The 24,407-nt window shown below is 48.7% G+C and carries 24 protein-coding genes and 1 tRNA gene; 18 read left to right on the forward strand and 7 right to left on the reverse strand.

What is annotated here, in order from left to right; translation table 11 throughout:
• Positions 1-7: 7 nt before the first annotated feature.
• On the reverse strand, positions 8-337 hold the full coding sequence (locus tag ACTHUR_RS04070; RefSeq protein WP_440361236.1) for a rhodanese-like domain-containing protein: 330 nt from the start codon (positions 335-337) through the stop codon (positions 8-10).
• A gap of 50 nt (positions 338-387) precedes the next feature.
• Positions 388-1,044 (reverse strand): protein-L-isoaspartate O-methyltransferase family protein, encoded by a 657-nt coding sequence (locus ACTHUR_RS04075; protein WP_039861872.1) that lies wholly within the window; start codon positions 1,042-1,044, stop codon positions 388-390.
• 183 nt (positions 1,045-1,227) lie between these two features.
• On the opposite strand from ACTHUR_RS04075, the gene tpiA reads away from it, so the two are divergent.
• The 5 genes from tpiA (at position 1,228) to ACTHUR_RS04100 (ending at position 3,605) form a co-directional block, all read left to right on the forward strand.
• Entirely contained in the window at positions 1,228-2,001 is a 774-nt protein-coding gene (gene tpiA / locus ACTHUR_RS04080; protein WP_004519014.1) for a triose-phosphate isomerase, read from the forward strand.
• A gap of 7 nt (positions 2,002-2,008) precedes the next feature.
• Positions 2,009-2,368, forward strand: a complete 360-nt coding sequence (gene secG, locus ACTHUR_RS04085) for a preprotein translocase subunit SecG (RefSeq protein WP_004519013.1) — start codon at positions 2,009-2,011, stop codon at positions 2,366-2,368.
• 15 nt (positions 2,369-2,383) lie between these two features.
• Positions 2,384-2,469 (forward strand) — tRNA-Leu (locus ACTHUR_RS04090).
• 90 nt (positions 2,470-2,559) lie between these two features.
• Positions 2,560-3,117: a UbiX family flavin prenyltransferase gene (locus ACTHUR_RS04095; protein WP_004519012.1), complete on the forward strand. Its 558-nt coding sequence runs from the start codon at positions 2,560-2,562 to the stop codon at positions 3,115-3,117.
• A 53-nt stretch (positions 3,118-3,170) separates the two neighbouring features.
• Entirely contained in the window at positions 3,171-3,605 is a 435-nt protein-coding gene (locus ACTHUR_RS04100) for a pyridoxamine 5'-phosphate oxidase family protein (protein WP_004519011.1), read from the forward strand.
• A gap of 53 nt (positions 3,606-3,658) precedes the next feature.
• Here ACTHUR_RS04100 and ppk2 read toward each other — a convergent pair whose 3' ends face one another.
• Complete coding sequence (gene ppk2, locus ACTHUR_RS04105; RefSeq protein WP_004519010.1) at positions 3,659-4,588, reverse strand: polyphosphate kinase 2; 930 nt, start codon at positions 4,586-4,588, stop codon at positions 3,659-3,661.
• A gap of 166 nt (positions 4,589-4,754) precedes the next feature.
• Here ppk2 and ACTHUR_RS04110 point away from each other — a divergent pair, with 166 nt between their 5' ends.
• From ACTHUR_RS04110 to ACTHUR_RS04160, 11 genes are all read left to right on the forward strand, one after another.
• Positions 4,755-6,539, forward strand: a complete 1,785-nt coding sequence (locus tag ACTHUR_RS04110; protein WP_004519009.1) for a bifunctional chorismate-binding protein/class IV aminotransferase — start codon at positions 4,755-4,757, stop codon at positions 6,537-6,539.
• Between the two features lie 101 nt (positions 6,540-6,640).
• Positions 6,641-7,501, forward strand: coding sequence for a ParB/RepB/Spo0J family partition protein (locus ACTHUR_RS04115; RefSeq protein ID WP_039861871.1), 861 nt, complete (start codon positions 6,641-6,643; stop codon positions 7,499-7,501).
• A 280-nt stretch (positions 7,502-7,781) separates the two neighbouring features.
• Positions 7,782-8,135 carry an ATP synthase subunit I gene (locus tag ACTHUR_RS04120; RefSeq protein ID WP_049336018.1) on the forward strand — a complete coding sequence of 118 codons (354 nt, stop codon included), beginning with the start codon at positions 7,782-7,784 and terminating at the stop codon, positions 8,133-8,135.
• Positions 8,125-8,991 (forward strand): F0F1 ATP synthase subunit A, encoded by an 867-nt coding sequence (gene atpB, locus ACTHUR_RS04125; protein WP_003748099.1) that lies wholly within the window; start codon positions 8,125-8,127, stop codon positions 8,989-8,991. Before ACTHUR_RS04120 ends, atpB begins: the two co-directional genes overlap by 11 nt.
• Before the next feature lie 64 nt (positions 8,992-9,055).
• A complete protein-coding gene (gene atpE / locus ACTHUR_RS04130; RefSeq protein ID WP_004519005.1) occupies positions 9,056-9,292 on the forward strand; it encodes a F0F1 ATP synthase subunit C in 237 nt (78 codons plus the stop codon).
• A 73-nt stretch (positions 9,293-9,365) separates the two neighbouring features.
• Positions 9,366-9,836 carry a F0F1 ATP synthase subunit B gene (locus ACTHUR_RS04135; RefSeq protein ID WP_003708446.1) on the forward strand — a complete coding sequence of 157 codons (471 nt, stop codon included), beginning with the start codon at positions 9,366-9,368 and terminating at the stop codon, positions 9,834-9,836.
• 4 nt (positions 9,837-9,840) lie between these two features.
• On the forward strand, positions 9,841-10,374 hold the full coding sequence (locus tag ACTHUR_RS04140; protein WP_004519004.1) for a F0F1 ATP synthase subunit delta: 534 nt from the start codon (positions 9,841-9,843) through the stop codon (positions 10,372-10,374).
• A 10-nt stretch (positions 10,375-10,384) separates the two neighbouring features.
• Positions 10,385-11,932: a F0F1 ATP synthase subunit alpha gene (gene atpA / locus ACTHUR_RS04145; protein ID WP_003676111.1), complete on the forward strand. Its 1,548-nt coding sequence runs from the start codon at positions 10,385-10,387 to the stop codon at positions 11,930-11,932.
• A gap of 24 nt (positions 11,933-11,956) precedes the next feature.
• Positions 11,957-12,832 (forward strand): F0F1 ATP synthase subunit gamma, encoded by an 876-nt coding sequence (atpG, locus tag ACTHUR_RS04150; protein ID WP_004519003.1) that lies wholly within the window; start codon positions 11,957-11,959, stop codon positions 12,830-12,832.
• A 38-nt stretch (positions 12,833-12,870) separates the two neighbouring features.
• Positions 12,871-14,268: a F0F1 ATP synthase subunit beta gene (gene atpD, locus ACTHUR_RS04155; RefSeq protein WP_003748111.1), complete on the forward strand. Its 1,398-nt coding sequence runs from the start codon at positions 12,871-12,873 to the stop codon at positions 14,266-14,268.
• A gap of 10 nt (positions 14,269-14,278) precedes the next feature.
• Complete coding sequence (locus ACTHUR_RS04160; protein ID WP_004519002.1) at positions 14,279-14,704, forward strand: F0F1 ATP synthase subunit epsilon; 426 nt, start codon at positions 14,279-14,281, stop codon at positions 14,702-14,704.
• A gap of 372 nt (positions 14,705-15,076) precedes the next feature.
• On the opposite strand, the gene ACTHUR_RS04165 is transcribed toward ACTHUR_RS04160, so the two are convergent.
• From ACTHUR_RS04165 to ACTHUR_RS04180, 4 genes are all read right to left on the reverse strand, one after another.
• Entirely contained in the window at positions 15,077-16,789 is a 1,713-nt protein-coding gene (locus ACTHUR_RS04165; protein ID WP_004519001.1) for a flotillin family protein, read from the reverse strand.
• A gap of 212 nt (positions 16,790-17,001) precedes the next feature.
• On the reverse strand, positions 17,002-17,667 hold the full coding sequence (locus ACTHUR_RS04170) for a YqiJ family protein (protein WP_440361221.1): 666 nt from the start codon (positions 17,665-17,667) through the stop codon (positions 17,002-17,004).
• A 212-nt stretch (positions 17,668-17,879) separates the two neighbouring features.
• On the reverse strand, positions 17,880-18,548 hold the full coding sequence (locus tag ACTHUR_RS04175) for a PspA/IM30 family protein (RefSeq protein ID WP_063076784.1): 669 nt from the start codon (positions 18,546-18,548) through the stop codon (positions 17,880-17,882).
• 53 nt (positions 18,549-18,601) lie between these two features.
• Entirely contained in the window at positions 18,602-19,102 is a 501-nt protein-coding gene (locus ACTHUR_RS04180) for a hypothetical protein (RefSeq protein ID WP_049331682.1), read from the reverse strand.
• A gap of 181 nt (positions 19,103-19,283) precedes the next feature.
• Here ACTHUR_RS04180 and polA point away from each other — a divergent pair, with 181 nt between their 5' ends.
• Positions 19,284-22,079, forward strand: a complete 2,796-nt coding sequence (gene polA, locus ACTHUR_RS04185; RefSeq protein ID WP_440361222.1) for a DNA polymerase I — start codon at positions 19,284-19,286, stop codon at positions 22,077-22,079.
• A 45-nt stretch (positions 22,080-22,124) separates the two neighbouring features.
• The gene (locus ACTHUR_RS04190) at positions 22,125-24,407 is read left to right on the forward strand and encodes a sel1 repeat family protein (RefSeq protein WP_440361223.1); all 2,283 of its coding nucleotides are present in this window, start codon (positions 22,125-22,127) and stop codon (positions 24,405-24,407) included.

Below are 24,407 nucleotides of genomic sequence, written 5' to 3' on the forward strand. Positions count from 1 at the left end.
AACCGATTCAATATCGCATCATTTTGCTGTCTACCTGCATTGCCCAAGCATCAATACCGCCTTGCAGGTTGTAGAGGTTTTCAAATCCGGCGTCTTCCAAATACATTGCCGTGTGCAGGCTGCGGATGCCGTGGTGGCAATAGACAACAATGGGTAAATCATCGTCGGGCAGCTCGTTTTGGCGCAGGGGGATGAGGTTCATCGGGATATGAATGGCGGCGGGCATGGTGCAGATGGCGCGTTCTTCATCGGTGCGGACGTCGAGCAGATGAAATGCGCGGCCTTCGTCCTGCCATTGTTTCAATTCGGTGGGCGAGAGTTGGATGATGTCGGTCATAGGGTTGGGTAAAAGCATGAGGCCGTCTGAATTTTCAGACGGCCTGTTGTTTAAAAATCGAAATCGCCAAACGGATTGGCCGATTTGTCTTCCAAGTGTGCCACGACGGTGTCAAATAATACTTTTTCGGAAAACTCATTGCCGTTACGCGTCAGCAAAAGCACGCGTTGTACCGGTTTGCGACCGACAATGACCACCATGCGGCCGCCATCTTTCAATTGCTCTTTTAAGATTTCAGGTACGCTGTCTACTGCGCCGCCCACATAAATCGCATCAAAAGGAGCGCCTTGCGATGCTTCGGTCAGGCCGTTGTTTTGCACATAATCGACGTTGGTAAAGCCCAATTCGTCCAAAACTTTTTTGGCGCGTTGCTGCTGCTCGGCGTCGATGTCGTCGGTCACGACTTTGCCGGCCAGTTTGGACAGCAGGGCGGTTGCATAGCCTGAGCCTGTACCGATTTCTAAGACAGTTTCGTCTTTTTTCAGTTTCAAGCCTTGAGCCAGGCGGGCAACGACTTTGGGTTCCAACATCTTATGGCCGTTGGTCAGCGGCAGCTCCATATCTGCATAGGCCAAACCTTGAAAAGCCTCGCCGACAAAATGTTCGCGCTCGATCTCCTCTAAAGCATCCAAAATGTCGAAGTCCAAGACATCCCACGGACGAATCTGCTGTTCAACCATATTGAAACGCGCTTTTTCAAAGTCCATATTTGTGCTCCGTTCAATTCTTAATTTTATCGAAGCATACATTATAAATCCTTGTCGGAGAGTGTGCCATCTTTCAGACGGCCCCGGAGGCCCGTTAATAATTGCCAAGCGCACATATATCCACTAAACTTTCACATTACACGACGCTACAGCAAGCAACAACCAACACACGGAGCAATAAAGATGTATCACCAAATCGGAATGTGGGACCAAAAATGGGTTATCGGCAACTGGAAAATGAACGGCCGACTCCAAAACAACAATGCACTTATGCACCGCTTCCGTGTCATGCCAACCGCAGAACGCGTGTTAATCGGCCTGGCTGCTCCGACCGTTTATCTGTTGCAACTGCACAACGCCATGCAGATTGTTTTGAACAACCGCATCTTGACCTGTGCGCAAGACGTGAGCCGTTTCCCAAATAATGGCGCGTACACTGGCGAAGTGTCCGCTGAAATGCTTGCCGACATCGGTACAGATATCGTCCTCATCGGCCACTCCGAGCGCAGCCTTTATTTTGGCGAGAAAAACGAAATCCAACGCCGCAAAATGGAAAACGTCCTCAACGTCGGCCTGATTCCATTGTTGTGCGTCGGCGAAAGTTTGGAAGAACGCGAAGCCGGTAAAGAACACGAAGTCATTGCCCACCAGCTTTCCATCCTGCAAGGTTTGAACACCAAAAACATCGCCGTTGCCTACGAGCCGGTTTGGGCGATCGGTACAGGCAAAGTCGCCACCGTCGAACAAATCGCCGACATGCACGCATTTATCTACAAAGAAATCTTGTCTTTGTGCGGAAGCGATGTTAAAATCCGCGTTCTTTACGGCGGAAGTGTGAAAGCGGATAACGCGGCCGACATCTTCGCAGTACCTCATGTAGACGGCGCATTGGTTGGTGGCGCGTCATTATCATATGACTCCTTTACCGCCATCATCAACGCAGCACAAGCCTCGTAGAAAACATATGGAAGCCTTTAAAACCCTTATCTGGATTATTAATATTATTTCCGCTCTATTCGTAATCGTGTTAGTATTGCTGCAACACGGTAAAGGCGCGGATGCCGGCGCAACATTCGGTTCCGGCAGCGGTAGCGCGCAAGGCGTATTCGGTTCTGCCGGTAATGCCAACTTCCTCAGCCGCTCGACTGCCGTTGCTGCAACATTTTTCTTTGCGACTTGCATGGCGATGGTGTATATTCACACTCACTCCAGTAAGCATGGTTTAGACTTCAGCGATGTGAAGCAGACCCAGCAAGCTCCTAAGCCTGCAACGCCTGCACAAAACAATACAACTCCTGTTGCTCCGAATCCTCAGCAGCAGTAAGACAATTTAATTTATGCCGACATGGTGGAATTGGTAGACACGCTATCTTGAGGGGGTAGTGGCCATAGGCTGTGCGAGTTCAAATCTCGCTGTCGGCACCACATTAGGAAATCTAACCGCTTTTTAGCGGTTATTTTTTCGTCTTGAGAATCTGCCTTTCATTTATCTTTAGGCCAAGACAGGGAAATACAATGAAGCGTTTGGTTGTCGGCATCAGCGGTGCCAGCGGTTTTCAGTATGGCGTGAAGGCTTTGCAGCTTTTGCGTGAGCATCAGGTAGAAACGCATTTGGTGGTTTCGCAAGGGGCGGAGATGACCCGTGCTTTGGAAACGGATTACACTAAAGAAGACGTTTATGCTTTGGCGGATGTCGTGCATTCCGTCCGTAATGTCGGGGCAAGTATTGCCAGCGGATCGTTTTTGACGGATGGAATGTTGATTGCGCCGTGTTCAATGAAAACCTTGGCTTCGGTTGCTCACGGGTTTGCCGATAATTTGCTCAGCCGTGCGGCGGATGTAACATTGAAAGAGCGGCGCAGGCTGGTGTTGATGGTGCGTGAAGCGCCGTTAAACTTGGCACACATCGACAATATGCGCCGTGTAACAGAGATGGGCGGCATTGTGTTTCCTCCCGTTCCGGCTCTGTATCAGAAGCCAGAATCCATCGAAGATATGATTACACACAGTGTCTCTCATGCTTTGGACTTGTTCGGTATTTTTCAAACCGATGCGCCGCGCTGGCAGGGCTGATGTTTCAGACGGCCTGAAAATAAATTGAATACACTGAGAAAGAGGATAAAATCATGCAAGCGATTCCTACCAATATCGTTAAATTTTTGAGCAATCATCATGTCGTCAGTATTGCCGCTGCGGCAGACGGCGAAGTTTGGGCGGCTTGTTGTTTTTATGTGTTTGATGAGGCGAATGCCCGATTGATTGTGTTGACTTCTTTGAAAACGAAACATGGCGGAATGATGAGCCGTTCTGCCAAAGTAGCCGGTACCATTGCCGGTCAGCCTGACAGTATCACAAAAATCAGCGGCATTCAGTTTGCGGCGACTGCCGCTTTGATTGAGAATGAAGCGGATTTGAAAGCGGCGCAGTCTTTATTTTACAAAGCGCATCCTGCTGCTCGAGTGATGAAAAGTGATGTCTGGGCGTTGAATTTGGATAATGTAAAATTCACTGACAATAAATTGGTATTCGCACAAAAAACGTACTGGAATCGCGAGGATTAAGAAAAGGCCGTCTGAAAGATGAAATTTCAGACGGCCTTTGGTAAGGTTACAAATTAATCGTGTCCGAGCTCGACAGTTTTGTCTTTGTAACGTGTATCAGGAACCAAAACGATTTTCTCGTCCACTTTGCCGATGGCTTTCACGTCTTTGCCCGGATAGTCCAGCTGGTGCAGGAAGTAGCGGATACAGTTCAAACGTGCACGTTTTTTGTCGTCGGAGCGGATGATGACCCAAGGCGCGTCGCCGGTATGGGTGTGGAAGAACATGGCGTTTTTGGCTTCGGTGTAGTCGTCCCAGCGGTCGAGCGACTGGATATCCACAGGGGACAGTTTCCAGTGTTTCAGTGGGTCGTCACGACGGGAGATGAAGCGGCGGAGTTGTTCTTCACGGGATACGGAGAACCAGAATTTGAACAGATGGATACCGCTGGCAACAAGCATACGTTCCAATTCAGGAGTTTGACGCATGAAGAGCAGGTATTCGTTAGGTTCGCAGAAGCCCATTACGCGTTCTACGCCTGCACGGTTGTACCATGAGCGGTCGAAGAATACCATTTCGCCTGCGGTCGGCAGGTTTTGGATGTAGCGTTGGAAATACCATTGGCCGCGTTCGGTAGTGGTTGGTTTTTCCAAAGCAACCACGCGCGCGCCACGCGGATTCAGGTGTTCCATGAAGCGTTTGATGGTACCGCCTTTACCGGCTGCGTCGCGGCCTTCAAACAGGCTGACAATACGCTGACCGGAATCTTTAACCCAGCTTTGTACTTTCAACAATTCGATTTGCAGCTTCTGTTTTTCTTTTTCGTAAACAGAGCGGCGCATACGTTGTTTGTATGGGTAGTTGGCAGGAAGCGGTGCGCTGCTGGAATCTTCGTCAGTGCCGCGTCCTTCGTGTTCCAAAACAGCCTTTTCGAATACTTGCAGCTGGTCTTGTTTCTCGCCCAGTTCAACATTCTCGAACGGTTCTAATTGGTGGTCTGCCATAAAGTCTCCTTATCGATTAAGTTTTAAATGATATGGTGTGGTATGGTTTGATTCTACCCTTTTATACTTCGTTCGACTACATAAAATTACATTCGAGTGCTTTTTTTGAATTTGTCTGCTAACTTATGTAAAAGCAGCGTATAATCAGCCTATTTGTACAGCAATCATGCCTTATTTCGCCCTGTTTGACGATGCCGTGAGCGGCCGAGCAAAACTCTATCAAAATCATGTAGAAAGCCATCGGTTTTATCATAACGAACTGGATTCGTTAACAAGTATTTTGCAAGCCGGCTGGAAAAAGGGTTTGCATGCAGTGTTGTTTGCAGACTACGAATTCGGATTGCCACTGATGGATATTTCATCCGCGCACAGTGGCAATTTGCGTTTGCACTGGTTTGCCGATTGTTCCGAAATCGATGCCGAAAGCTGGCTGGCCAATCATTTAGACGGCCTGGCGGCAGGCATCTCCACTCCCCGATTCTCCATATCCGAAGCCGATTATCTCGAGCATATCCGCCAAATCCACGAGGCCATCCGCCGTGGCGATACCTATCAAATCAATTACACCGCACGCCTGCACCTGCAAACTTACGGCAATCCGATTCAGCTTTACCGCCGTTTGCGCCAGCCTGTGCCGTATGCTGTTTTGTCTTGTCTGCCCGACGGGGCAGGGCAGGAAGCGTGGACTTTGTGTTTTTCTCCCGAACTTTTCCTCAAAATCGATTCAAACGGCCTGATTACAACCGAGCCGATGAAGGGCACTGCGCCGATTCTTCACGATGGGCAAGATGAACGCCGCGCCGTTGAATTGCAAAACGACCCGAAAAACCGCGCCGAAAATGTGATGATTGTCGATTTGTTGCGCAATGACCTCGGCAAAATCGCGCAAACAGGCAAAGTACGCGTGCCTGAACCGTTTAAAGTTTCCCGTTTCGGCAGTGTTTGGCAGATGACCAGTGCCATCGAAGCGCAGGCGCTGCCTGATGTTTCGGTTGCCGATATTCTCCGCGCAGCCTTCCCGTGCGGCAGTATTACTGGTGCGCCCAAACGCATGAGTATGCACATTATTGAGTCTCTTGAGTCCGAACCGCGTGGTTTGTACACAGGCAGCATTGGCTTTTTGCATCCGTGCGATACAGGTTTGGGGTTTGAAGGTGTGTTTAATGTTGTGATCCGCACCTTATCCCTGAAGCCCGTTTCAGACGGCCTTTATCAAGGTGTTTATGGCGTGGGTTCGGGGATTGTGATTGATAGCGACCCTGAAGCCGAATATCGCGAGTGCGGTTGGAAGGCGCGTTTTCTGAATGACTTGCGGCCTGATTTCGGTATTTTTGAAACCATGCGCGTGGAATACAAACAATGCCGTTTGCTCGATTTGCACTTAGGCCGTCTGAACAGATCGGCACAAGCGCTCAACCTGTCTTGGCCTCAAAATGCAATAGAGCAAATTCAACATTATATAGATGAGTTGCCAAGTGGGTTATTTAGAGTCAAAGCAGCTTTGTTTTCAGACGGCCTTTCATTGAGCCATGGGGCTGTTTCTGAATTGGATGGGCAGCAATACGTCATCCTGAGTGAACACACATTAAACCAACGCGATTATCTACGCCGTTTCAAAACCACACGCCGTGAAATTTTTGACCAAGCATGGAAAACGGCAGAAGGGCAGGGTGCATTTGACAGTCTGTTTTTCAATTCAGACGGCCTTTTGTTAGAGGGTGGAAGAAGCAATGTGTTCGTCAAATATCAAGGACAATGGCTCACGCCGTCTTTGGATTTGGATATTTTGAACGGGGTAATGCGCCAAGCGGTATTGAAGCAGTCTCAGCTATATTTAGGTGCAGATACAATCAAGGAAGCCCACATCACGCGCGCTATATTGGAAAATGCGGAAGAAATCCGTTTGAGTAACGCTTTAAGGGGCGTGTTTGCGGTTTCGCTCCGTAAATAAATGGCAATAGTCAAATCATCGTGATTCAAATTGTCGTAAAGCGGCAATATCCGATAGAATACGTCATTTCAACAATGAGGTCGTCTGAAAGGGAAAACAATATGGCAAAAGCAAAAGGTGGATTGGGACGCGGTTTGGATTCGCTGATTTCCAATGCAGTGGACAGCAGCAGTAGCGACCGCCTGACAACGGTTGCCATCGCCGATATTCAGCCCGGCCGTTATCAGGCGCGTGTGCAAATTGATGACGAAGCTTTGCAGGAATTGGCCGATTCCATTAAAGCGCAAGGCATTATCCAGCCGGTTATCGTACGCGAACGTGGTTTGTCTCAATATGAATTGATTGCCGGAGAACGCCGTTGGCGCGCTTCCCAGTTGGCCGGTTTGACCGAAATTCCCGTCGTCATTAAAACCATCAGCGACGAAACTGCGTTGGCCATGGGTTTGATTGAAAACTTACAACGTGAAAACCTGAATCCGATTGAAGAAGCGCAAGGTTTGAAACGCCTTGCCGATGAATTCGGCCTGACTCATGAAACCATCGCAAAAGCCGTCGGTAAAAGCCGTAGTGCCATCTCCAACAGCCTGCGTCTGTTGAGCCTGCCTGAGCCGGTTCAGGAAATGCTTTACCAACGCCGTCTGGAAATGGGTCATGCCCGCGCGTTGCTGACCTTGCATGTGGTTGACCAATTGGAGTTGGCACAAAAAGCCGTCAAAAACGGTTGGTCGGTACGCGAGGTAGAGCGCCGCAGCCAGTTGGCACATCAAAAAGCCAAACCGGAAGCAACCAAAACCATTAACCCGGATATCCGCCGCATCAATGATGCATTGACCGAGCATTTGGGCGTTAATGCCGAAGTCAAAACCAGTAATCAGAAAAAAGGCAAAATCGTGCTGCATTTTGATACGCCGGAAACATTCGAATATTTGCTGAAGCAGTTAGGCATCAATCAAGCGTTCTAACGGCTTTATAAACAGAACGGGCCGTCTGAAAAAAGCTTTTCAGACGGCCTCAATTTTTGAAAAAGCGTAGAGCGTATAAATGTTTACAATACAAATCAAAATCTTCTGTAAAATCTGTGTAGCAACATGTAATTTGTGTTAAACTCCGTTCCTGCAAAGATTTGTTTTATATGTGTTAATCATTTATCTGTGAAAGGTTCACAAAGATTAACATATTGCTTGACGTTAATAAACTTCTTGATTATATTAATTTACCTTGCGTTTTGGGGTGTGAAGTACAATGAATCAGATAGTCCCATTGCAAGTGATTGTATTGTTAATAATTTCAGTTGTTTGTGCGTTATTTTCCGGATTGCCCGGCTTCCTCTCTGCTTTTGCGGGAGGATTTTCGTACATTTTGCCTACCCTAGTTGCAGTTTTACTTTTAAAGTTTTCCCGACGAAATCCTGATCTGCAAAGTTCGATGTTTATCGGCGGAGAGGTTTTAAAAGTAGTGCTGTCGCTGGTATCTATGTTGGTCGTTTTTGCGATATGGCATCGATCACTGGTATTTTACCCATTTTTATTGGCGTTTCTTGGCGTCAGTCATTTGGTTTTTTTAGTATTGTTGAGAGTGAAACACTATGGCAGGTGAAACTATGACCGCTGCCGACTACATCAAGCACCACTTGCAAAGCTTGACCAGTATGTCGGATGTTACTCAGGGTCAAGGACTGAAAAACATTGCTGATTTTTCGTTCATTAACCTTGATGCAATCTTTTTTGCCGTTCTGTTGGGCGTAATCGGCAGCTTCCTTTTGTGGCGCGGTGCCAAAAAAGCGACGGCCGGTGTTCCCGGTCGTTTCCAAGCGGCTGTTGAAATTCTGTTCGAATTCGTGGATGACATGTGTAAAAGCATTATCCATAACGAACAATCGCGTAAAGCCGTTGCCCCGTTGGGTCTGACCTTATTTGTCTGGATTCTCTTGATGAACGCCATGGATATGCTGCCGGTTGATTTGCTGCCGATGGCATGGCAAGGCATTACCGGTAATCATCATGCCCTGTTGCGCGTCGTGCCGACAGCTGACTTGAATACGACTTTGGCTCTGGCGATTGGCGTATTGCTGATCTGTATTTACTACAATGTCAAAATCAAAGGCCTTGGCGGTTGGATTCACGAGTTGTTCTGCGCACCTTTCGGTCCGTGGCTTGCTCCGGCCAACTTCCTGCTGAACTTGGTAGAGTTCTTGTCCAAAACCGTATCCCACGGTATGCGGTTGTTTGGTAATATGTATGCTGGCGAGCTGGTGTTCCTGTTGATCGCTCTGTTGGGCGGTGCATGGGCGTCAACCGGCAGTGTCGAAACTTTGGATCCGATTTTATTTGTGTTCCACCTGATTGCCGGTTTGGCTTGGGCGATTTTCCACATTTTGGTCATCACCTTGCAGGCATTTATTTTCATGGCGTTGGCGTTCGTATATATCGGACAGGCGCATGATGCACACTAATCAAGTAGTTTTTTTGTAGTTTGTTTTTTGTAGTTTAACCTTTACTATTTTAAGGAGTTTAAAAATGGGTTTGATTGCTATCGCATGTGGTTTGATCGTTGCCTTGGGCGCATTGGGTGCCTCTATCGGTATTGCAATGGTTGGTTCTAAATACTTGGAATCTTCTGCTCGCCAACCTGAGCTGATCGGTCCTCTGCAAACCAAACTGTTCTTGATCGCTGGTCTGATCGACGCGGCTTTCTTGATCGGTGTGGCTATTGCCCTGTTGTTCGCCTTCGTTAACCCGTTTAGTGGTGCGTAATCAAGACGGAGCGATCCGTTCAGATACAGGCTTGCCGTCTGTTTGATTAACCCAGATACGAAGGTTAAGTAACGTGAATATTAATGCAACCTTATTTGCGCAAATCCTAGTTTTCTTTGGCTTGGTATGGTTTACGATGAAATTCGTATGGCCTCCGATCGCCAAAGCATTGGATGAGCGTGCCGCAAAAATCGCCGAAGGCTTGGCTGCTGCCGAGCGCGGTAAGAGCGATTTTGAGCAGGCAGAGAAAAAAGTTGCAGAACTTATGGCCGAAGGGCGTAATCAGGTAACCGAAATGGTTGCCAACGCCGAAAAACGTGCTGCAAAAATTGTAGAAGAAGCCAAAGAGCAAGCTTCTCATGAAGCAGCACGCATTGCAGCCCAAGCAAAAGCTGATGTAGAGCAAGAAGTTAACCGTGCACGCGAAGTGTTGCGCGAACAGGTCGCTTCATTGGCTGTTAAAGGTGCGGAATCTATCCTGCGTAAAGAAGTCGATGCTTCCAAACATGCAGATCTGCTCAGTGCCTTAAAACAGGAGCTGTAATCTTATGGCAGAGTTCGCAACGATTGCCAGACCTTATGCGAAAGCATTGTTTAGTCTGGCTCAGGAAAAAAACCAAATCGAGTCTTGGTTGGGCGAACTGAAAGAACTCGCAGCGGTTGTTCAGGATGAGAAAGTCATTGCTTTCATCGAGCAGCCGGAAACGGGAGCTTCCGAAAAGGCAGAAACGCTCAAAGGTCTTGTCGGTATCAAAAATGTCGAATTGGCAAATTTTATTACCGTTTTGGCCGAGCAAAAGCGTTTGCTGGTATTGCCGGAAATTTATGCCCAATATCAAGATTTGACCTTGATACACAACAATACGAAATCGGCAGTAATTTACAGCGCGTATGAGCTCAGTTCTCAGCAGCTGGCCGATGTTACCGATATCCTGACAAAACGCTTCAACAGCAAATTGGATGTGGTAGCTAAAGTTGCCCCTGAATTAATCGGCGGCATCAAAGTAGAAGTGGGTGATCAGGTCTTGGATTTGTCCGTACAAGGCAAACTGAATGCTTTGTATGCGACTATGACAAATTAGGAGAGTTTTCATGCAGCTTAATCCTGCTGAAATTAGCGATTTGATTAAAGCTAAAATCGAAAATCTGTCCGTCAATGCAGAAGTGCGTACCCGTGGTACCGTTGTTTCTGTTACAGACGGCATTGTGCGCATTCATGGCTTGTCAGACGCGATGCAAGGTGAGATGCTCGAATTCCCCGGTAACACTTTCGGTCTGGCCATGAACTTGGAGCGTGACTCCGTCGGTGCCGTAGTGTTGGGTGAGTACGAACACATTAAAGAAGGCGATACAGTTACCTGTACCGGCCGTATTTTGGAAGTGCCGATCGGTCGCGAACTGGTTGGCCGTGTGGTTGATGCATTGGGTCGTCCTATCGATGGTAAAGGTCCAATCAACACAACATTGACTGCTCCAATCGAGAAAATTGCACCGGGTGTGATTGCGCGTAAATCGGTTGACCAACCAATGCAAACCGGCCTGAAAGCCATTGACTCTATGGTTCCGGTTGGTCGTGGTCAACGTGAGTTGATCATTGGTGACCGTCAAACCGGTAAAACTGCCGTGGCACTGGATGCCATCGTTAACCAAAAAGGTACAGGCGTTATCTGTATTTATGTGGCTATCGGTCAAAAAGCATCTTCTATTGCCAACGTAGTACGCAAATTGGAAGAGCATGGCGCGATGGAGCATACCATCGTGGTTGCTGCAACTGCTTCTGAAGCCGCTGCACTGCAATACATCGCTCCTTACTCCGGTTGTACCATGGGTGAATTCTTCCGTGACCGTGGTGAAGATGCGTTGATCGTATACGATGACTTGTCTAAACAAGCCGTTGCATACCGTCAAATTTCTCTGCTGTTACGCCGTCCTCCTGGCCGTGAAGCATATCCTGGCGACGTATTCTATCTGCACTCCCGTCTGTTGGAACGTGCAGCCCGTGTCAGCGAAAACGAAGTTGAAAAACTGACCAATGGCGAAGTAAAAGGCAAAACCGGTTCTCTGACTGCGTTGCCAATTATTGAAACCCAAGCCGGTGACGTATCAGCATTCGTACCAACCAACGTAATCTCGATTACAGACGGCCAAATCTTCTTGGAGACCGACTTGTTCAACGCCGGTATCCGTCCTGCAATCAATGCCGGTATTTCCGTATCGCGCGTAGGTGGTGCAGCACAAACCAAAGTCATCAAAAAACTGGGTGGCGGTATCCGTTTGGCGTTGGCACAGTACCGTGAATTGGCAGCGTTCTCGCAATTTGCTTCCGATTTGGACGAAGCAACGCGCAAACAGCTGCAACACGGTGAAGTAGTTACTGAATTGATGAAACAAAAACAATTCAGCACATTGAACACTGCCGAAATGGCATTGACTTTGTGGGCGATCAACAACGGTTCTTACGCAGATGTTCCGGTATCCAAAGCCTTGGCTTTCGAAGCAGAATTCTTGAGTTTCGTACGTACGCAACATCCTGAGGTTCTGGAAGCGATTAATGCATCAGGCGCAATGTCTGACGAAAGCGAAAAAGCATTGACCGAAGCCATGAAATCTTTCAAATCTTCTTACGCTTACCAAGCATAAGTATTGAGATGAAAGGAGTCTGAAATGGCAGTCGGAAAAGAGATTCTCACCAAAATCCGTAGTGTTCAAAATACCCAAAAGATCACTAAAGCGATGCAAATGGTGTCGACCTCTAAAATGCGGAAGACTCAAGACCGGATGCGCTTAGCGCGTCCGTACGCCGAAAAAGTGCGTACAGTGATGAGCCATCTTGCACAAACTAATGCCGATCATGGTATCAAATTGTTGGAGCCGCACCGCGAAGTGCGTCGTGCCGGTTTCATTTTGATTACCTCGGACAAAGGTTTGTGCGGTGGCTTGAACGCAAACGTACTGAAAAAGTTTTTGGCGCAAGTTCAAGAGTATCAGGAACAAGGCATCGAAGTCGAAGTCGTGTGCCTGGGTAGTAAAGGTTTGGCTGCATGCCAAAGCATCGGTTTGAATGTTATTGCCAGCGCAACCAATTTGGGTGATACCCCAAAAATGGAATTGCTGCTCGGCCCTCTGACCGAAATCTTCCAACGTTATGAGAAGCATGAATTAGACCGTATCCATATGGTTTACTCACGTTTCGTCAATACAATGCGCCAAGAGCCGCGTATGGAAGTTTTGCTGCCTATCGGTGAAAACGTTATTGACGACGGAACAGGTCATTCTTCATTTACTTGGGAATACCTCTACGAGCCGAGTCCTATCGCCGTATTGGAATATTTGGTTCGCCGCTATTTAGAGTCTGTGGTTTATCAGGCATTGAGCGACAACATGGCATCTGAACAAGCCGCGCGTATGGTAGCGATGAAAGCCGCAACCGATAACGCAGGTAATGCCATTAAAGAATTGCGCTTGGTGTACAACAAATCGCGTCAAGCCGCGATTACCACAGAATTGTCAGAAATTGTAGCAGGTGCAGCGGCAGTTTAATGCCGTCTGAAGCCTGAACAGGAAATTAGGATACGATAATGAGCCAAGGCAAAATCGTACAAGTTATTGGTGCGGTGGTTGACGTGGAATTTCCACGCGACGCTATCCCGCATGTTTACGATGCCCTGAAATTGGACGAGAACGGTCTGACTCTGGAAGTTCAACAGCTTCTGGGTGACGGCGTTGTCCGTACTATTGCAATGGGTAGTTCAGACGGCCTGAAACGCGGTATGTCTGTAAGCAATACTGGTGCGCCAATCACTGTACCGGTAGGTAAAGGTACATTGGGTCGTATTGTCGACGTATTGGGTACGCCTGTTGATGAAGCAGGTCCGATCGATACCGACAAGAGCCGTGCTATTCACCAAACTGCTCCGAAATTCGACGAGTTGTCTTCAACTACCGAATTGTTGGAAACCGGTATTAAAGTGATCGATTTGCTGTGTCCGTTTGCTAAGGGCGGTAAAGTAGGTCTGTTCGGTGGTGCCGGTGTGGGCAAAACCGTGAACATGATGGAATTGATCAACAACATCGCCAAAGCGCACAGCGGTCTGTCCGTGTTCGCAGGTGTGGGTGAACGTACCCGTGAAGGTAACGACTTCTACCACGAGATGAAAGATTCCAACGTATTGGATAAAGTAGCCATGGTGTATGGCCAAATGAACGAACCTCCAGGCAACCGTCTGCGCGTTGCTTTGACCGGTTTGACTATGGCCGAATACTTCCGTGACGAAAAAGACGAAAACGGTAAAGGTCGCGACGTATTGTTCTTCGTCGACAACATCTACCGTTACACTCTGGCCGGTACCGAAGTATCTGCACTGTTGGGCCGTATGCCTTCTGCAGTGGGTTACCAACCGACATTGGCTGAAGAAATGGGTCGTTTGCAAGAGCGTATTACCTCTACCCAAACAGGTTCCATCACTTCCATCCAAGCCGTATATGTACCTGCGGATGACTTGACTGACCCGTCTCCAGCGACAACTTTCGCCCACTTGGACGCGACCGTCGTATTGAGCCGTGACATTGCATCTTTGGGTATTTACCCGGCAGTTGACCCGCTTGACTCTACTTCGCGCCAATTGGATCCGATGGTATTGGGTCAAGAGCATTACGACGTAGCGCGCGGTGTACAGTCTACTCTGCAAAAATACAAAGAATTGCGCGACATTATTGCCATTCTGGGTATGGACGAATTGTCTGACGAAGACAAACTGACTGTGATGCGTGCCCGTAAAATTCAACGCTTCCTGTCTCAACCGTTCCACGTTGCAGAAGTGTTTACAGGTTCTCCAGGCAAATATGTCGCCCTGCGCGATACCATTGCCGGCTTTAAAGCCATCTTGAACGGCGAATACGACCATCTGCCTGAACAAGCGTTCTACATGGTAGGCGGCATCGAAGAAGCAGTTGAGAAAGCGAAAACCTTAAACTAAGGAGGTCGGCATGAGCGTCATGCAAGTTGAAGTGGTCAGTAGCGAGCAAAACATCTATTCGGGCGAAGCCAGCTTTGTGGTGGTTCCGACCGTTCAAGGTGAGCTTGGTATTTATCCACGACACGAGCCGATTATGAGTTTGGTACGCCCCGGCGCATTGCGTTTGACTGTTCCGGGTGAAGCTGAAGAAGTGCTGGTTGCCGTTTCCGGTGGCGTTTTAGAAGTACAGCCTGATAAGATTACCGTATTGGCAGACGTTGCCGTCCGCAGTACCGAAATGGATCAGGCGCGTGCTGAAGCAGCTAAAAAAGCAGCCGAGGCAGGTGTTTCTGCAGCCAAAGATGATAAATCTCTGGCCGAAGCGCACAAAGCATTGGCAGCAGCCATTGCCCAGCTGAAAACTTTGGATTACCTTCGTTCGCAAAAAAACAAGTAATGTGGGTTCATCAAGAAAAAGCACAACGAAATGTTGTGCTTTTTTATTTGCCTGAAGATAAGCAGCTTGGTATTGAAATGTCGATAGATGAGTAGATGGCAAACTTGAAATCGGAACGGTAGAACCGGTTTTTATGACTCAATTGTTGGCGGATCATTTTCAAAGCAGTTAGTCTTGTTATTTGGCTAAGAATAGCCTACTCAATCTTTTTTAACCACAAAAAGCAGGGTGGATAATTCCTAATTTATTGCAACCGCAACAGATCTGAATTGATCAGTATTGAAAATATTAGAATTTGCGGAAGCCCTTGTATAAACAAAAGGCCGTCTGAAACTTTTCAGACGGCCTTTAAACCATTATTACGGTATTCATTTATGATTGGTCGATGGTTTTATCCAGTCCTTGGGTCAGACCGTTGATGTCGCCACCATTCAGTCCCAACTCTTTCAATAGACCGTCAACCAACGGAGCTTGGCTGCGGTAGCGCAGGGCGCTGTTGACCATTTGATCGGCAAGGCTGGCTTGTGTGGTTTGGCCGTCTGAAACACCTTCCGCACCGTTTGCACCACCGGCAAAGCCACCCAGACCATTGACTTGCAAGATTTTGATGTCTTCGATTTTTTCCATCGGGCGGACGGATTCGCGGATGATGTCCGGCAGGTGTTTTAAGAGGGCAAGGCGGACTTGCATTTCAACCTGTTCAACGCTCAGGACGTTGGCAGCCTCGTTTACAGCGCGGGTACCTTCTGCATCAACCTTGTATTGTTGCTCTTGCGCTTGCGCCAACAGAATTTTGGCATCTGCCTCACCTTTGGCTTGCAGGCGGTGTTTTTCGGCTTCGGCTTCGGCGGCAATACGCACGGCTTCTGCGCGGTCTTGTGCGGCTTGTTTTTCGGCTTCGGCAGCAACAGTGAGCGAAATCGCATCTTTTTGCGCGGCTTCTTCTGCGGCAATCAATTCAACCGCTTTGGCACGCTCGGCGCGTTCGGTTTCGCGTACGGTAATCACGCTCTCTTCTTCGCGAACGGCGGCGGCGCGGGCTTTGTCGGCTTCGGCTTTGGCTTCGGATTCAGCACGCGATTTTTCGGCAACGGCGATGGCGCGGTCTTGCTCGGCCAATTCGATGGCTTTGCGGCGTTCAACCTCGGCCTGCTCAACGGCTTGGGCTTTTCTAATGTCTTCGTTTTTAATGTCGCGTTCGGCGGCAATGCGTTTCAAATCCACTTCGCGTTCAGCCGCAATTTTGGCTTCTTCCGCTTCACGTTTTTTCTGAGATTCTTGTTCGGCAATGCTGGCCTCTTGTTCGGCACGGCGGACGGCAATCTCACGCTCTTGTTCGAGTTTGGCGTATTCTTCTTCGCGCGAGATTTTCAGGCGTTGCTGCTCGGCTTCGAGGTTTTTGGTTTTGATTGCCAAATCGGTGTCTTGTTCGATTTCGTTACGTTTTTTGCGGCGGCCTTCGATGGTTTCGGTCAGTTTGGTCAAACCTTCCGCGTCAAAGGCGTTTTGCGGGTTGAAAAATTCGAAGCTGGTTTGGTCGAGGCCGGTCAGGGAAACGGTTTCGAGTTCGAGACCGTTTTTGAACAAGTCTTCACTCACGACTTGTTGTACTTTCTGAACGAAATCAACACGTTTTTCATGCAGTTCTTCCATCGCCATTTCGGCGGCAACGGCGCGTAGGGCGTCAACAAATTTACCTTCGACGAGGTCTTTCAACTCATCGGGAGACATGGTTTTCATACCCAGTGTTTGTGCGGCGGTCGCAATGCTCTCGGCGCTGGGTTTAACGCGGACGTAAAATTCCGCCATCACGTCAACGCGCATCCGGTCGCGGGTAATCAGCGCTTGTTGGGCTGCGCGGCGCACTTCAAGGCGCAGTGTATTCATGTTGACGGGGATGATTTCGTGCAATACAGGCAGCACCATCGCACCGCCGTTCATGATGACTTTTTCGCCACCAAAACCGGTGCGGACAAATGAGACTTCTTTGCTGGCACGGCGATACAGACGGGTCAGGATGAGGCCGAGTACAAACAGCGCGACGAGTATGACGCCGGCGATAGTGCCGATGGAGACCAAATTCATGGTTTTTCCTTTCTTCTTGTTAATATGCCTTTGGGGGCGGTGGATTCAGAAAGCTTTGAGGGAAGGAAGCCGTCTGAAAGGGTTAAAAATATGGGTTGAAATAATAGAGTGGTTGTTTTTCTATATTGTTATTTCGGATTTCTAGATGGTGAGGATAGGGCGGTAAAGTATCTATTTTTACCGTATCGATAAATCAGCGGTTTCAGACGGCCTTAATCTACCAAGCTGCCGCTCGGATTCAAAATCGCTTTAAATGTATTTCCATCCAACGACACCAGCAATACCGCATCGCCTTGTTTCAATACATCTTCAGAGTCAGGCTCTACCATCACATAATGCTGTTGGCCGTAAGCATCTTTTACGCGCGCCTGCGCCGCATTGCCTAGCCGAGCTTCGCCCAACACCACCGTGCCGACGCGCCCGATTAAACTTTCCTGAGAAACGGCCGTGGTTTCATCTTTCGGCATAATTTTGTACAAACTGCTAGCTGTTACGCGCACCAAGGGCAGGGAAAGAAACCAAACGATGACTGCTGCCAGCGTGCCATTCAGATAACTGCCGAATACAGTGGCAAAGGCCGTCTGAAACAGATAACCCGTCAGTCCGTATACGGCAAGAAACACCACCATCAACATCAATACCGGGATACGTCCGACATACAGCCAGCTCAGGAAACGCACGAATATGCCTGCATCCGCCACATCCAATCCTACCTCGGCGTGTGCAGTTTCGGTCAGGCTGTCTGGCAACAGGTTGTCCAACCAGTCGCTGATACCGCCTGCCAGCATGGAAATGACTTCCAACACACCGAGCAAAACCATCAGCGCAATGGCAATGCCGAAGATTTCAGTTTCGGGGGCGTTGATTAGATTCCACATATTGCATTTCCTTATTCTTTTTAATTTTCAGACAGCATATATTTTATTTTAAAGTTAAGCAGATTGGATATGGGTTTTTATTAATTTGTCGTAACTGACAGGATTTTTCCCAATCCGTCATCTTTTTGTTATTGAGGTGTGTATGGTTTTCTTTTTTCAGACGGCTCCGTGAAGATAGAGGCCGTCTGAAACTGCGATTTTCTCAATATGGCTTATGATTTCGCTTTCAATGCCGCCAATCTTTCGGCAATGCGGTTGTTGCGGCTTAAGTCTTCCAGTTCTTTCAGCTTGGCCAACTGCGCCGCATCGGTGCTGCTGTGTACCGAGTTTTGGCGACCCATCACACGGTCGAAGGCATTGCCGCTTTTTTCGGCATCACGGGCAATGCGGTTGAGGTCGCTGCCGTTACCACCGGCTGTTTTGCCTGTGCCCATGCTTTGCTGTGCGGCACGCCAGTCTTGCAACTGCTGCTGCATCTCGCGTTTTTTCGCCTGCAGGGCGGCGATAAAGCCTTCAAGCTCTTTTTCTTGTGCAGCACAGTCGGCAATGGTGTTTTCTAAGATGGGCAGACGCGCTTCGATGTCCATCTGCTCGGCGATACCCGCTTCGGCAAGATCATCGCGACCGGCATCTACGGCGGCTTGCAGATTGGCATCAATGGCCTCGTGGCGGTTGCTTTCATCGGCCATTTTCTTGGCGGCAAGATGTTTCTGCGCCAACACTTTGCCCAACTCAGCGCGCACTTCATCTACTGCGCGCTCAATTTCGCGGATGCTTTCGTTCATGACCGCTTCAGGTGCAAGGTTTTCCGCCGCATCAATTAGGGCATGAAAACCGCCGCTTACCAGACGACCTACTCGGCGGGATAGGGTTTCGCTCATTTGGATTTTCCTTTCACTAAAATGTGTTTGTTTCATTTGGTATGGCAGCAGTCTTAAACTTCATTTGCCTGTTGTACAATCTTCGCCAGTTTCAAAGTGTTTTCAAGCTGTTGCAGAACGCTGTCGTCGTATGCCGCGCCTTTGCCGGTTACGGCGAGTTGCAGGATGCTGTCGGTGAGGCGGACGATGCGCCACATCAGTTCGCGCTCGTATTTTTTCAAATCGTCGAGGTCAGCTTCTTCGGGCAGGTCGGCGGCGAGTGTTGCGCCCAAGTCGGGCAGTTGTTCAAACAACCTCGCCACGATATGCGAATGCACTCCGGCCTGTTTTTCAGCGTGCAAGATTTCGTGTTTTGCTGCTTGGAAAAACTGCTCCTGCGCCGTCAGTGCAGAGCCGTAATCGCGTGTCTGCGTATGCGCCAAGCGTGCCAGCTTGAGCAATTCGCGGATTTTTTCAGACGGCGTATTTGCACCTTCGATTTTTAGTTCAGCAATAAAATCAGCATCTTCCTGAGTGATGCGCACACTAATTGGGATACGGTTCGTTGCATTCATATTCTTTTGATTTGGTTTGTATTCATTTGAATACAAATATACAAGATGGGATTCTGAGGCGCAATACCAGAAACCGTATATTTATGTAAACATCAGGCCGTCTGAAACTTGATTTTCGGTTTTCAGACGGCCTTTTCCTTTATAATCCGTACATTATTTTCATACACACAGCAGGTTCCCCATGTCCAACAAACCCACACTCCTTCTCGTTGACGGCTCTTCTTATCTTTACCGCGCCTATCATGCTATGGGGCAGAATTTGTCCGCGCCCGACGGTGCGCCGACTGGGGCGATGTATGGAGTGTTGAACATGCTGCGCCGGCTGCGGGCAGATTATGTGCATGACTATTGCGCGGTGGTGTTTGATGCGAAGGGTAAGAATTTCCGCCACGAGATGTTCCCCGACTATAAGGCGACGCGTCCGCCGATGCCGGATGATTTGCGCCCGCAGGCGGAAGCCTTGCCGGATTTGGTGCGCCTGATGGGCTGGCCGGTGTTGGTGATTCCGCAAGTGGAAGCGGACGACGTTATCGGCACTTTGGCTAAGATGGCTAGCGAAGCAGGGTGGAGCGTAGTGGTATCTACCGGCGATAAGGACATGGCGCAGTTGGTGAACGAGCGCGTGACGCTGGTGAACACGATGAGCGGCGAAACGCTGGACATTGAAGGCGTGAAGGAGAAATTCGGCGTGCGCCCCGACCAAATCCGCGATTATCTTGCACTGATGGGCGATAAGGTGGACAACGTGCCGGGCGTGGAAAAGTGCGGCCCGAAAACCGCGGTGAAGTGGCTAGAAGCCTATGGCTCGCTGGCTGGTGTGATGGAACACGCTGGCGAAGTCAAAGGCAAGGTGGGCGAAAACCTGCAAGCCGCTTTGGAACAACTGCCGCTGTCGTATGATTTGGTAACGATTAAAACCGATGTGGACTTGCATACCGAGCTTTCAGACGGCCTCGAAAGCCTGCGCCGCACTTCGCCGAAATGGTCGCAGCTGGTTGTCGATTTCAAACGCTGGGGTTTCCGTACTTGGCTGAAAGAGGCGGAAAGCCGTATGCACGAAGCACAAAATACAGATTTGTTCGGCAGCGAGCATATTGGCGAACAGGCCGCATTGGCGATGGAAACACAGCCTGAAAAACAACCCGAACTTGCCCCAGCTCCCGAAAAACTGGATTATCAAGCCATTACCACCGAAGCGCAGTTTGCCGCCTTGTTGGACAAACTGGCGCAGGCGGACAAAATCGGCATCGATACGGAAACCACGTCATTAGACGCGATGAATGCCGCGCTGGTCGGCATCAGCATCGCGTTCCAAGCAGGCGAAGCGGTTTACATCCCCGTAGGACACAGCCTTACTGCCGCGCCCGAACAGCTTGATTTGCAAGACGTATTAGGCCGTCTGAAACCGCATTTGGAAAATCCTGCCCTGAAAAAAATCGGGCAAAACCTCAAATACGACCAACACGTTTTCGCCAACTACGGCATAGCCCTGAACGGCATTGCCGGCGATTCCATGCTCGCTTCCTACATCATTGAGAGCCATCTCGGACACGGCTTGGACGAGTTGTCCGAACGCTGGCTCGGCTTGGAAACCATTACCTACGAATCGTTGTGTGGCAAAGGCGCAAAGCAAATCAGTTTTGCTGACGTTGCCATCGGACAGGCAACTGAATACGCCGCCCAAGACGCAGATTTTGCCCTGCGCCTCGAAGCGCACCTGCGCGCGCAAATGGACGCCAAACAGCTTGAAATGTATGAAAAAATGGAGCTGCCTGTCGCGCAAGTATTGTTTGAAATGGAACGCAACGGCGTGCAAATCGACCGCGCCGAACTCGCCCGCCAAAGCGCGGAACTCGGCGCAGAGCTGATGAAGCTCGAACAAGAAGCATACGCCGCCGCAGGCCAGCCGTTCAACCTCAACTCGCCCAAACAGCTGCAAGAAATCCTGTTCGACAAAATGGGCATCCCCACCAAAGGCCTGAAAAAAACCGCCAAAGGCGGCATTTCCACCAATGAAGCCGTGCTCGAACAGCTCGCGCCCGACTACCCCCTGCCCAAAATCATCCTGCAAAACCGCAGCCTGGCGAAACTCAAATCCACCTACACCGACAAACTGCCCGAAATGATTTCCCCCAAAGACGGCCGCGTGCATACCACCTACGCCCAAGCCGTCGCCATTACCGGCCGCCTCGCGAGCAACAACCCCAACCTGCAAAACATCCCCATCCGCACCGCCGAAGGCCGCCGCGTGCGCCGCGCCTTCACCGCACCGCAAGGCAGCGTCATCGTTTCCGCCGACTATTCCCAAATCGAGCTACGCATCATGGCGCACCTCTCCGGCGACAAAACCCTCATCGCCGCGTTCCAAAACGGCGAAGACGTACACCGCCGCACCGCCGCCGAAGTATTCGGCATCGCCCCCGAAAACGTCTCGTCCGAACAACGCCGCTACGCCAAAACCATCAACTTCGGCCTCATTTACGGCATGGGCCAATACGGCCTCGCCAAATCATTGGGCATCGACAACATCTCCGCTAAAAACTTTATCGACCGCTACTTCGCCCGCTATCCCGGCGTCGCCGAATACATGCAGCGCACCAAAGAACAAGCCGCCGCGCAAGGCTTCGTCGAAACCCTGTTCGGCCGCCGCCTCTACCTGCCCGACATCCACAACAAAAACGCCAACGCCCGCGCCGGAGCCGAACGCGCCGCCATCAACGCCCCCATGCAAGGCACCGCGTCCGACCTCATCAAACGCGCCATGATAGACGTATCCCGCTGGCTTTCAGGCGACCTCCTGCAAAGCAAACTGATTATGCAGGTGCATGACGAATTGGTGTTGGAAGTACCTGAGGCAGAGCTGGATTTAGTCAAAGAAAAACTGTCGCAGATTATGGCGAAAGTGGACGAAGGGATGTTGAACGTGCCGCTGGTGGCAGAAGTGGGCGTGGGTATGAATTGGGAAGAGGCACATTGAGATAGTATGGTGGTTAACAGATTGTTTTGAGAAAGGAATAAAGTAATGAGTGTTCAAGATTTAATTGACGACAGTGTAGAGTTATTCAATAAGAAAAAATTTGACGAAGCGATTGAGAAGCTGAATCAGGCTTTAGATAAAATTGAAGATAAAAATAGCCAAATTCAGGAGCAAAACGATATTCAGTTTTTGCTTGGCCGTTGTTATTTAGAGCAGGCGAAGAAAGCCAAAGGCAAGGATTCGGAACAGTTGTTTGAGCAGGCAGTTAAACATCACCAACAGCAATTGAGGCTTGCCGAACAGCTGGAAGATAAGCAAAACAGCCTTCAAGAACAAATCTATGCCGAATCTTGGCTTAGCCACTGCTATTTAGAGCAGGCGAAGAAAGCCAAAGGCAAGGAGTCAGAACAGTTGTTTGGAAATGCAGTTGAGCATTTCCAACAATCATTGGAATTTGCCAAACAGCTGGCAGACAAGCAAAACAGCCTTCAAGAACAAATCAATGCCCAATATTGGCTTGGTCGTTGCTATTTAGAGCAGGCGAAGAAAGCCAAAGGCAAGGAGTCAGAACAGTTGTTTGGAAATGCAGTTGAGTATTTCCAACAATCATTGGAATTTGCCAAACAGCTGGCAGACAAGCAAAACAACCTTCAAGAACAAAACAATGCACAATTTGGGTTAGGCAGCTGCTATTTTGAACAGGCGCTAAAAGCCAAAGGCAAGGAATCGGAACAGTTGTTTGGAAATGCAGTTGAACACCACCAGCAGCAATTGAGGCTTGCCGAGCAGTTGGAAGATAAACAAAACAGCCTTCAAGAACAAATCTATGCACAATCTTGGTTAGGGCGCTGCTATTTAGAGCAGGCGAAGAAAGCCAAAGGCAAGGAATCGGAACAGTTATTTGAGCAGGCAGTTGAACACCACCAACAGCAATTGAGTCTTGCCGAACAGCTGGAAGATAAGCAGAACAGCCTTCAAGAACAAATCGATGCCCAATCTTGGCTTGGCCGTTGCTATTTTGAGCAGGCACTAAAAGCCAAAGGCAAGGAGGCAGAACAGTTATTTGGACGGGCAGTTGAGCATTTCCAACAATCATTGGAATTTGCTAAACAGCTGGCAGACAAGCCAAACAGCCTTCAAAAACAAAACAATGCACAATCTTGGTTAGGCCGTTGTTATTTCGAACAAGCCATAATTCAAAAAAACTGGGAAAGATATTTTGACTGGAAAAAACAGAAAATACAGGGAGATTTATTTGGAACTCAAAAAGAAAAAACAGTAATAGACGACATTACTACCATTCTGGCAGTTTTAAATATCCCGCCTATGGAATTAGGGTCAATTCCTCTTGCCCATTATACTTCGCCCTCAGTATGCGAAAGATTATTCGGCATTGTTAGTGATAAAGCCGATGATAAAGTTCCTGTTGATAGTAATAAGGTTAGTCCGATGAGAATTGGCAGCTCCACTTATATGAACGACCCGACCGAAGGGGAAGGGCTGTTGGAGTTGTTGAATCTGCAGGATTTGGAATTGGAAAACAAGGCTGACTGCCCTGTCCATAATGCTTTCTTTACCTGTTTCTCCAGCCGCGTCAACGATTTGAACCAGTTCCGTTTGTATGGCAAAGAAAATGGAGTAGAAGCATCGGGCTGCTGCTTGGTATTTAATAAAAACGGAGATTGGTTGAAAGAGCCTGATATTTCTGCTTCGTTCGGAGGTTTTACAAACAAACAGAACGAAGGTTTAAAAGAATTAGCGAAGGTAGATGTAGCGGGTTTAGAAGATGAAAGCCTGCCACTTTATCAGGTGGCTTATATCGCTTATTACGATGAATATGTTGCTGAAGAGAAATGTAAGAAATGGTTGATGAATGAGAACAACCAAAAATTCGGCATTCGATTAAAGCCTGTAGGAAAAAATCCAAGTTTGTATCAATTGCGTATCAACAAGCTTGAAGAAGCGTTGATAGAGTTAATGAAAAAATCTAATAATATCAGCGATGAAGACAAAAAAGCTTTGGAATATATCCGTTATCTTTTTAAAGATTTCGCTTTCCGCGATGAGGAAGAATTCCGTCTGCTGAAAATCGAACAAATCGGTTCGGACAAAATCGAATATTGCAAAACCACAAAATCCGTCTATCTGCCTTATGCCGATATACGCGATATTGTGGATGAAGTGATTTTGGGGACGAATTACGAAAAGAGCGGAAAAGAGCGCAAGGCGGAAGTGTTTCAGCATTTGATGCGGAAATATTATCCAAACGTTAAAGTTTCCCGCTCGTCGTTGCCGATTAATGCTAATCCGCCGATTAAGAAGGATTAA

The sequence above is a fragment of the Neisseria sp. P0021.S007 genome, from assembly GCF_051956855.1.

What these genes read in the sequence shown, in the direction of transcription:
- ACTHUR_RS04070 (WP_440361236.1), bottom strand. Translation starts at nt 337, where the DNA reads ATGACCGACATCATCCAACTCTCGCCCACCGAATTGAAACAATGGCAG.
- ACTHUR_RS04075 (WP_039861872.1), bottom strand. Translation starts at nt 1,044, where the DNA reads ATGGACTTTGAAAAAGCGCGTTTCAATATGGTTGAACAGCAGATTCGT.
- tpiA (WP_004519014.1), top strand. Translation starts at nt 1,228, where the DNA reads ATGTATCACCAAATCGGAATGTGGGACCAAAAATGGGTTATCGGCAAC.
- secG (WP_004519013.1), top strand. Translation starts at nt 2,009, where the DNA reads ATGGAAGCCTTTAAAACCCTTATCTGGATTATTAATATTATTTCCGCT.
- ACTHUR_RS04095 (WP_004519012.1), top strand. Translation starts at nt 2,560, where the DNA reads ATGAAGCGTTTGGTTGTCGGCATCAGCGGTGCCAGCGGTTTTCAGTAT.
- ACTHUR_RS04100 (WP_004519011.1), top strand. Translation starts at nt 3,171, where the DNA reads ATGCAAGCGATTCCTACCAATATCGTTAAATTTTTGAGCAATCATCAT.
- ppk2 (WP_004519010.1), bottom strand. Translation starts at nt 4,588, where the DNA reads ATGGCAGACCACCAATTAGAACCGTTCGAGAATGTTGAACTGGGCGAG.
- ACTHUR_RS04110 (WP_004519009.1), top strand. Translation starts at nt 4,755, where the DNA reads ATGCCTTATTTCGCCCTGTTTGACGATGCCGTGAGCGGCCGAGCAAAA.
- ACTHUR_RS04115 (WP_039861871.1), top strand. Translation starts at nt 6,641, where the DNA reads ATGGCAAAAGCAAAAGGTGGATTGGGACGCGGTTTGGATTCGCTGATT.
- ACTHUR_RS04120 (WP_049336018.1), top strand. Translation starts at nt 7,782, where the DNA reads ATGAATCAGATAGTCCCATTGCAAGTGATTGTATTGTTAATAATTTCA.
- atpB (WP_003748099.1), top strand. Translation starts at nt 8,125, where the DNA reads ATGGCAGGTGAAACTATGACCGCTGCCGACTACATCAAGCACCACTTG.
- atpE (WP_004519005.1), top strand. Translation starts at nt 9,056, where the DNA reads ATGGGTTTGATTGCTATCGCATGTGGTTTGATCGTTGCCTTGGGCGCA.
- ACTHUR_RS04140 (WP_004519004.1), top strand. Translation starts at nt 9,841, where the DNA reads ATGGCAGAGTTCGCAACGATTGCCAGACCTTATGCGAAAGCATTGTTT.
- atpA (WP_003676111.1), top strand. Translation starts at nt 10,385, where the DNA reads ATGCAGCTTAATCCTGCTGAAATTAGCGATTTGATTAAAGCTAAAATC.
- atpG (WP_004519003.1), top strand. Translation starts at nt 11,957, where the DNA reads ATGGCAGTCGGAAAAGAGATTCTCACCAAAATCCGTAGTGTTCAAAAT.
- atpD (WP_003748111.1), top strand. Translation starts at nt 12,871, where the DNA reads ATGAGCCAAGGCAAAATCGTACAAGTTATTGGTGCGGTGGTTGACGTG.
- ACTHUR_RS04160 (WP_004519002.1), top strand. Translation starts at nt 14,279, where the DNA reads ATGAGCGTCATGCAAGTTGAAGTGGTCAGTAGCGAGCAAAACATCTAT.
- ACTHUR_RS04165 (WP_004519001.1), bottom strand. Translation starts at nt 16,789, where the DNA reads ATGAATTTGGTCTCCATCGGCACTATCGCCGGCGTCATACTCGTCGCG.
- ACTHUR_RS04170 (WP_440361221.1), bottom strand. Translation starts at nt 17,667, where the DNA reads ATGTGGAATCTAATCAACGCCCCCGAAACTGAAATCTTCGGCATTGCC.
- ACTHUR_RS04175 (WP_063076784.1), bottom strand. Translation starts at nt 18,548, where the DNA reads ATGAGCGAAACCCTATCCCGCCGAGTAGGTCGTCTGGTAAGCGGCGGT.
- ACTHUR_RS04180 (WP_049331682.1), bottom strand. Translation starts at nt 19,102, where the DNA reads ATGAATGCAACGAACCGTATCCCAATTAGTGTGCGCATCACTCAGGAA.
- polA (WP_440361222.1), top strand. Translation starts at nt 19,284, where the DNA reads ATGTCCAACAAACCCACACTCCTTCTCGTTGACGGCTCTTCTTATCTT.
- ACTHUR_RS04190 (WP_440361223.1), top strand. Translation starts at nt 22,125, where the DNA reads ATGAGTGTTCAAGATTTAATTGACGACAGTGTAGAGTTATTCAATAAG.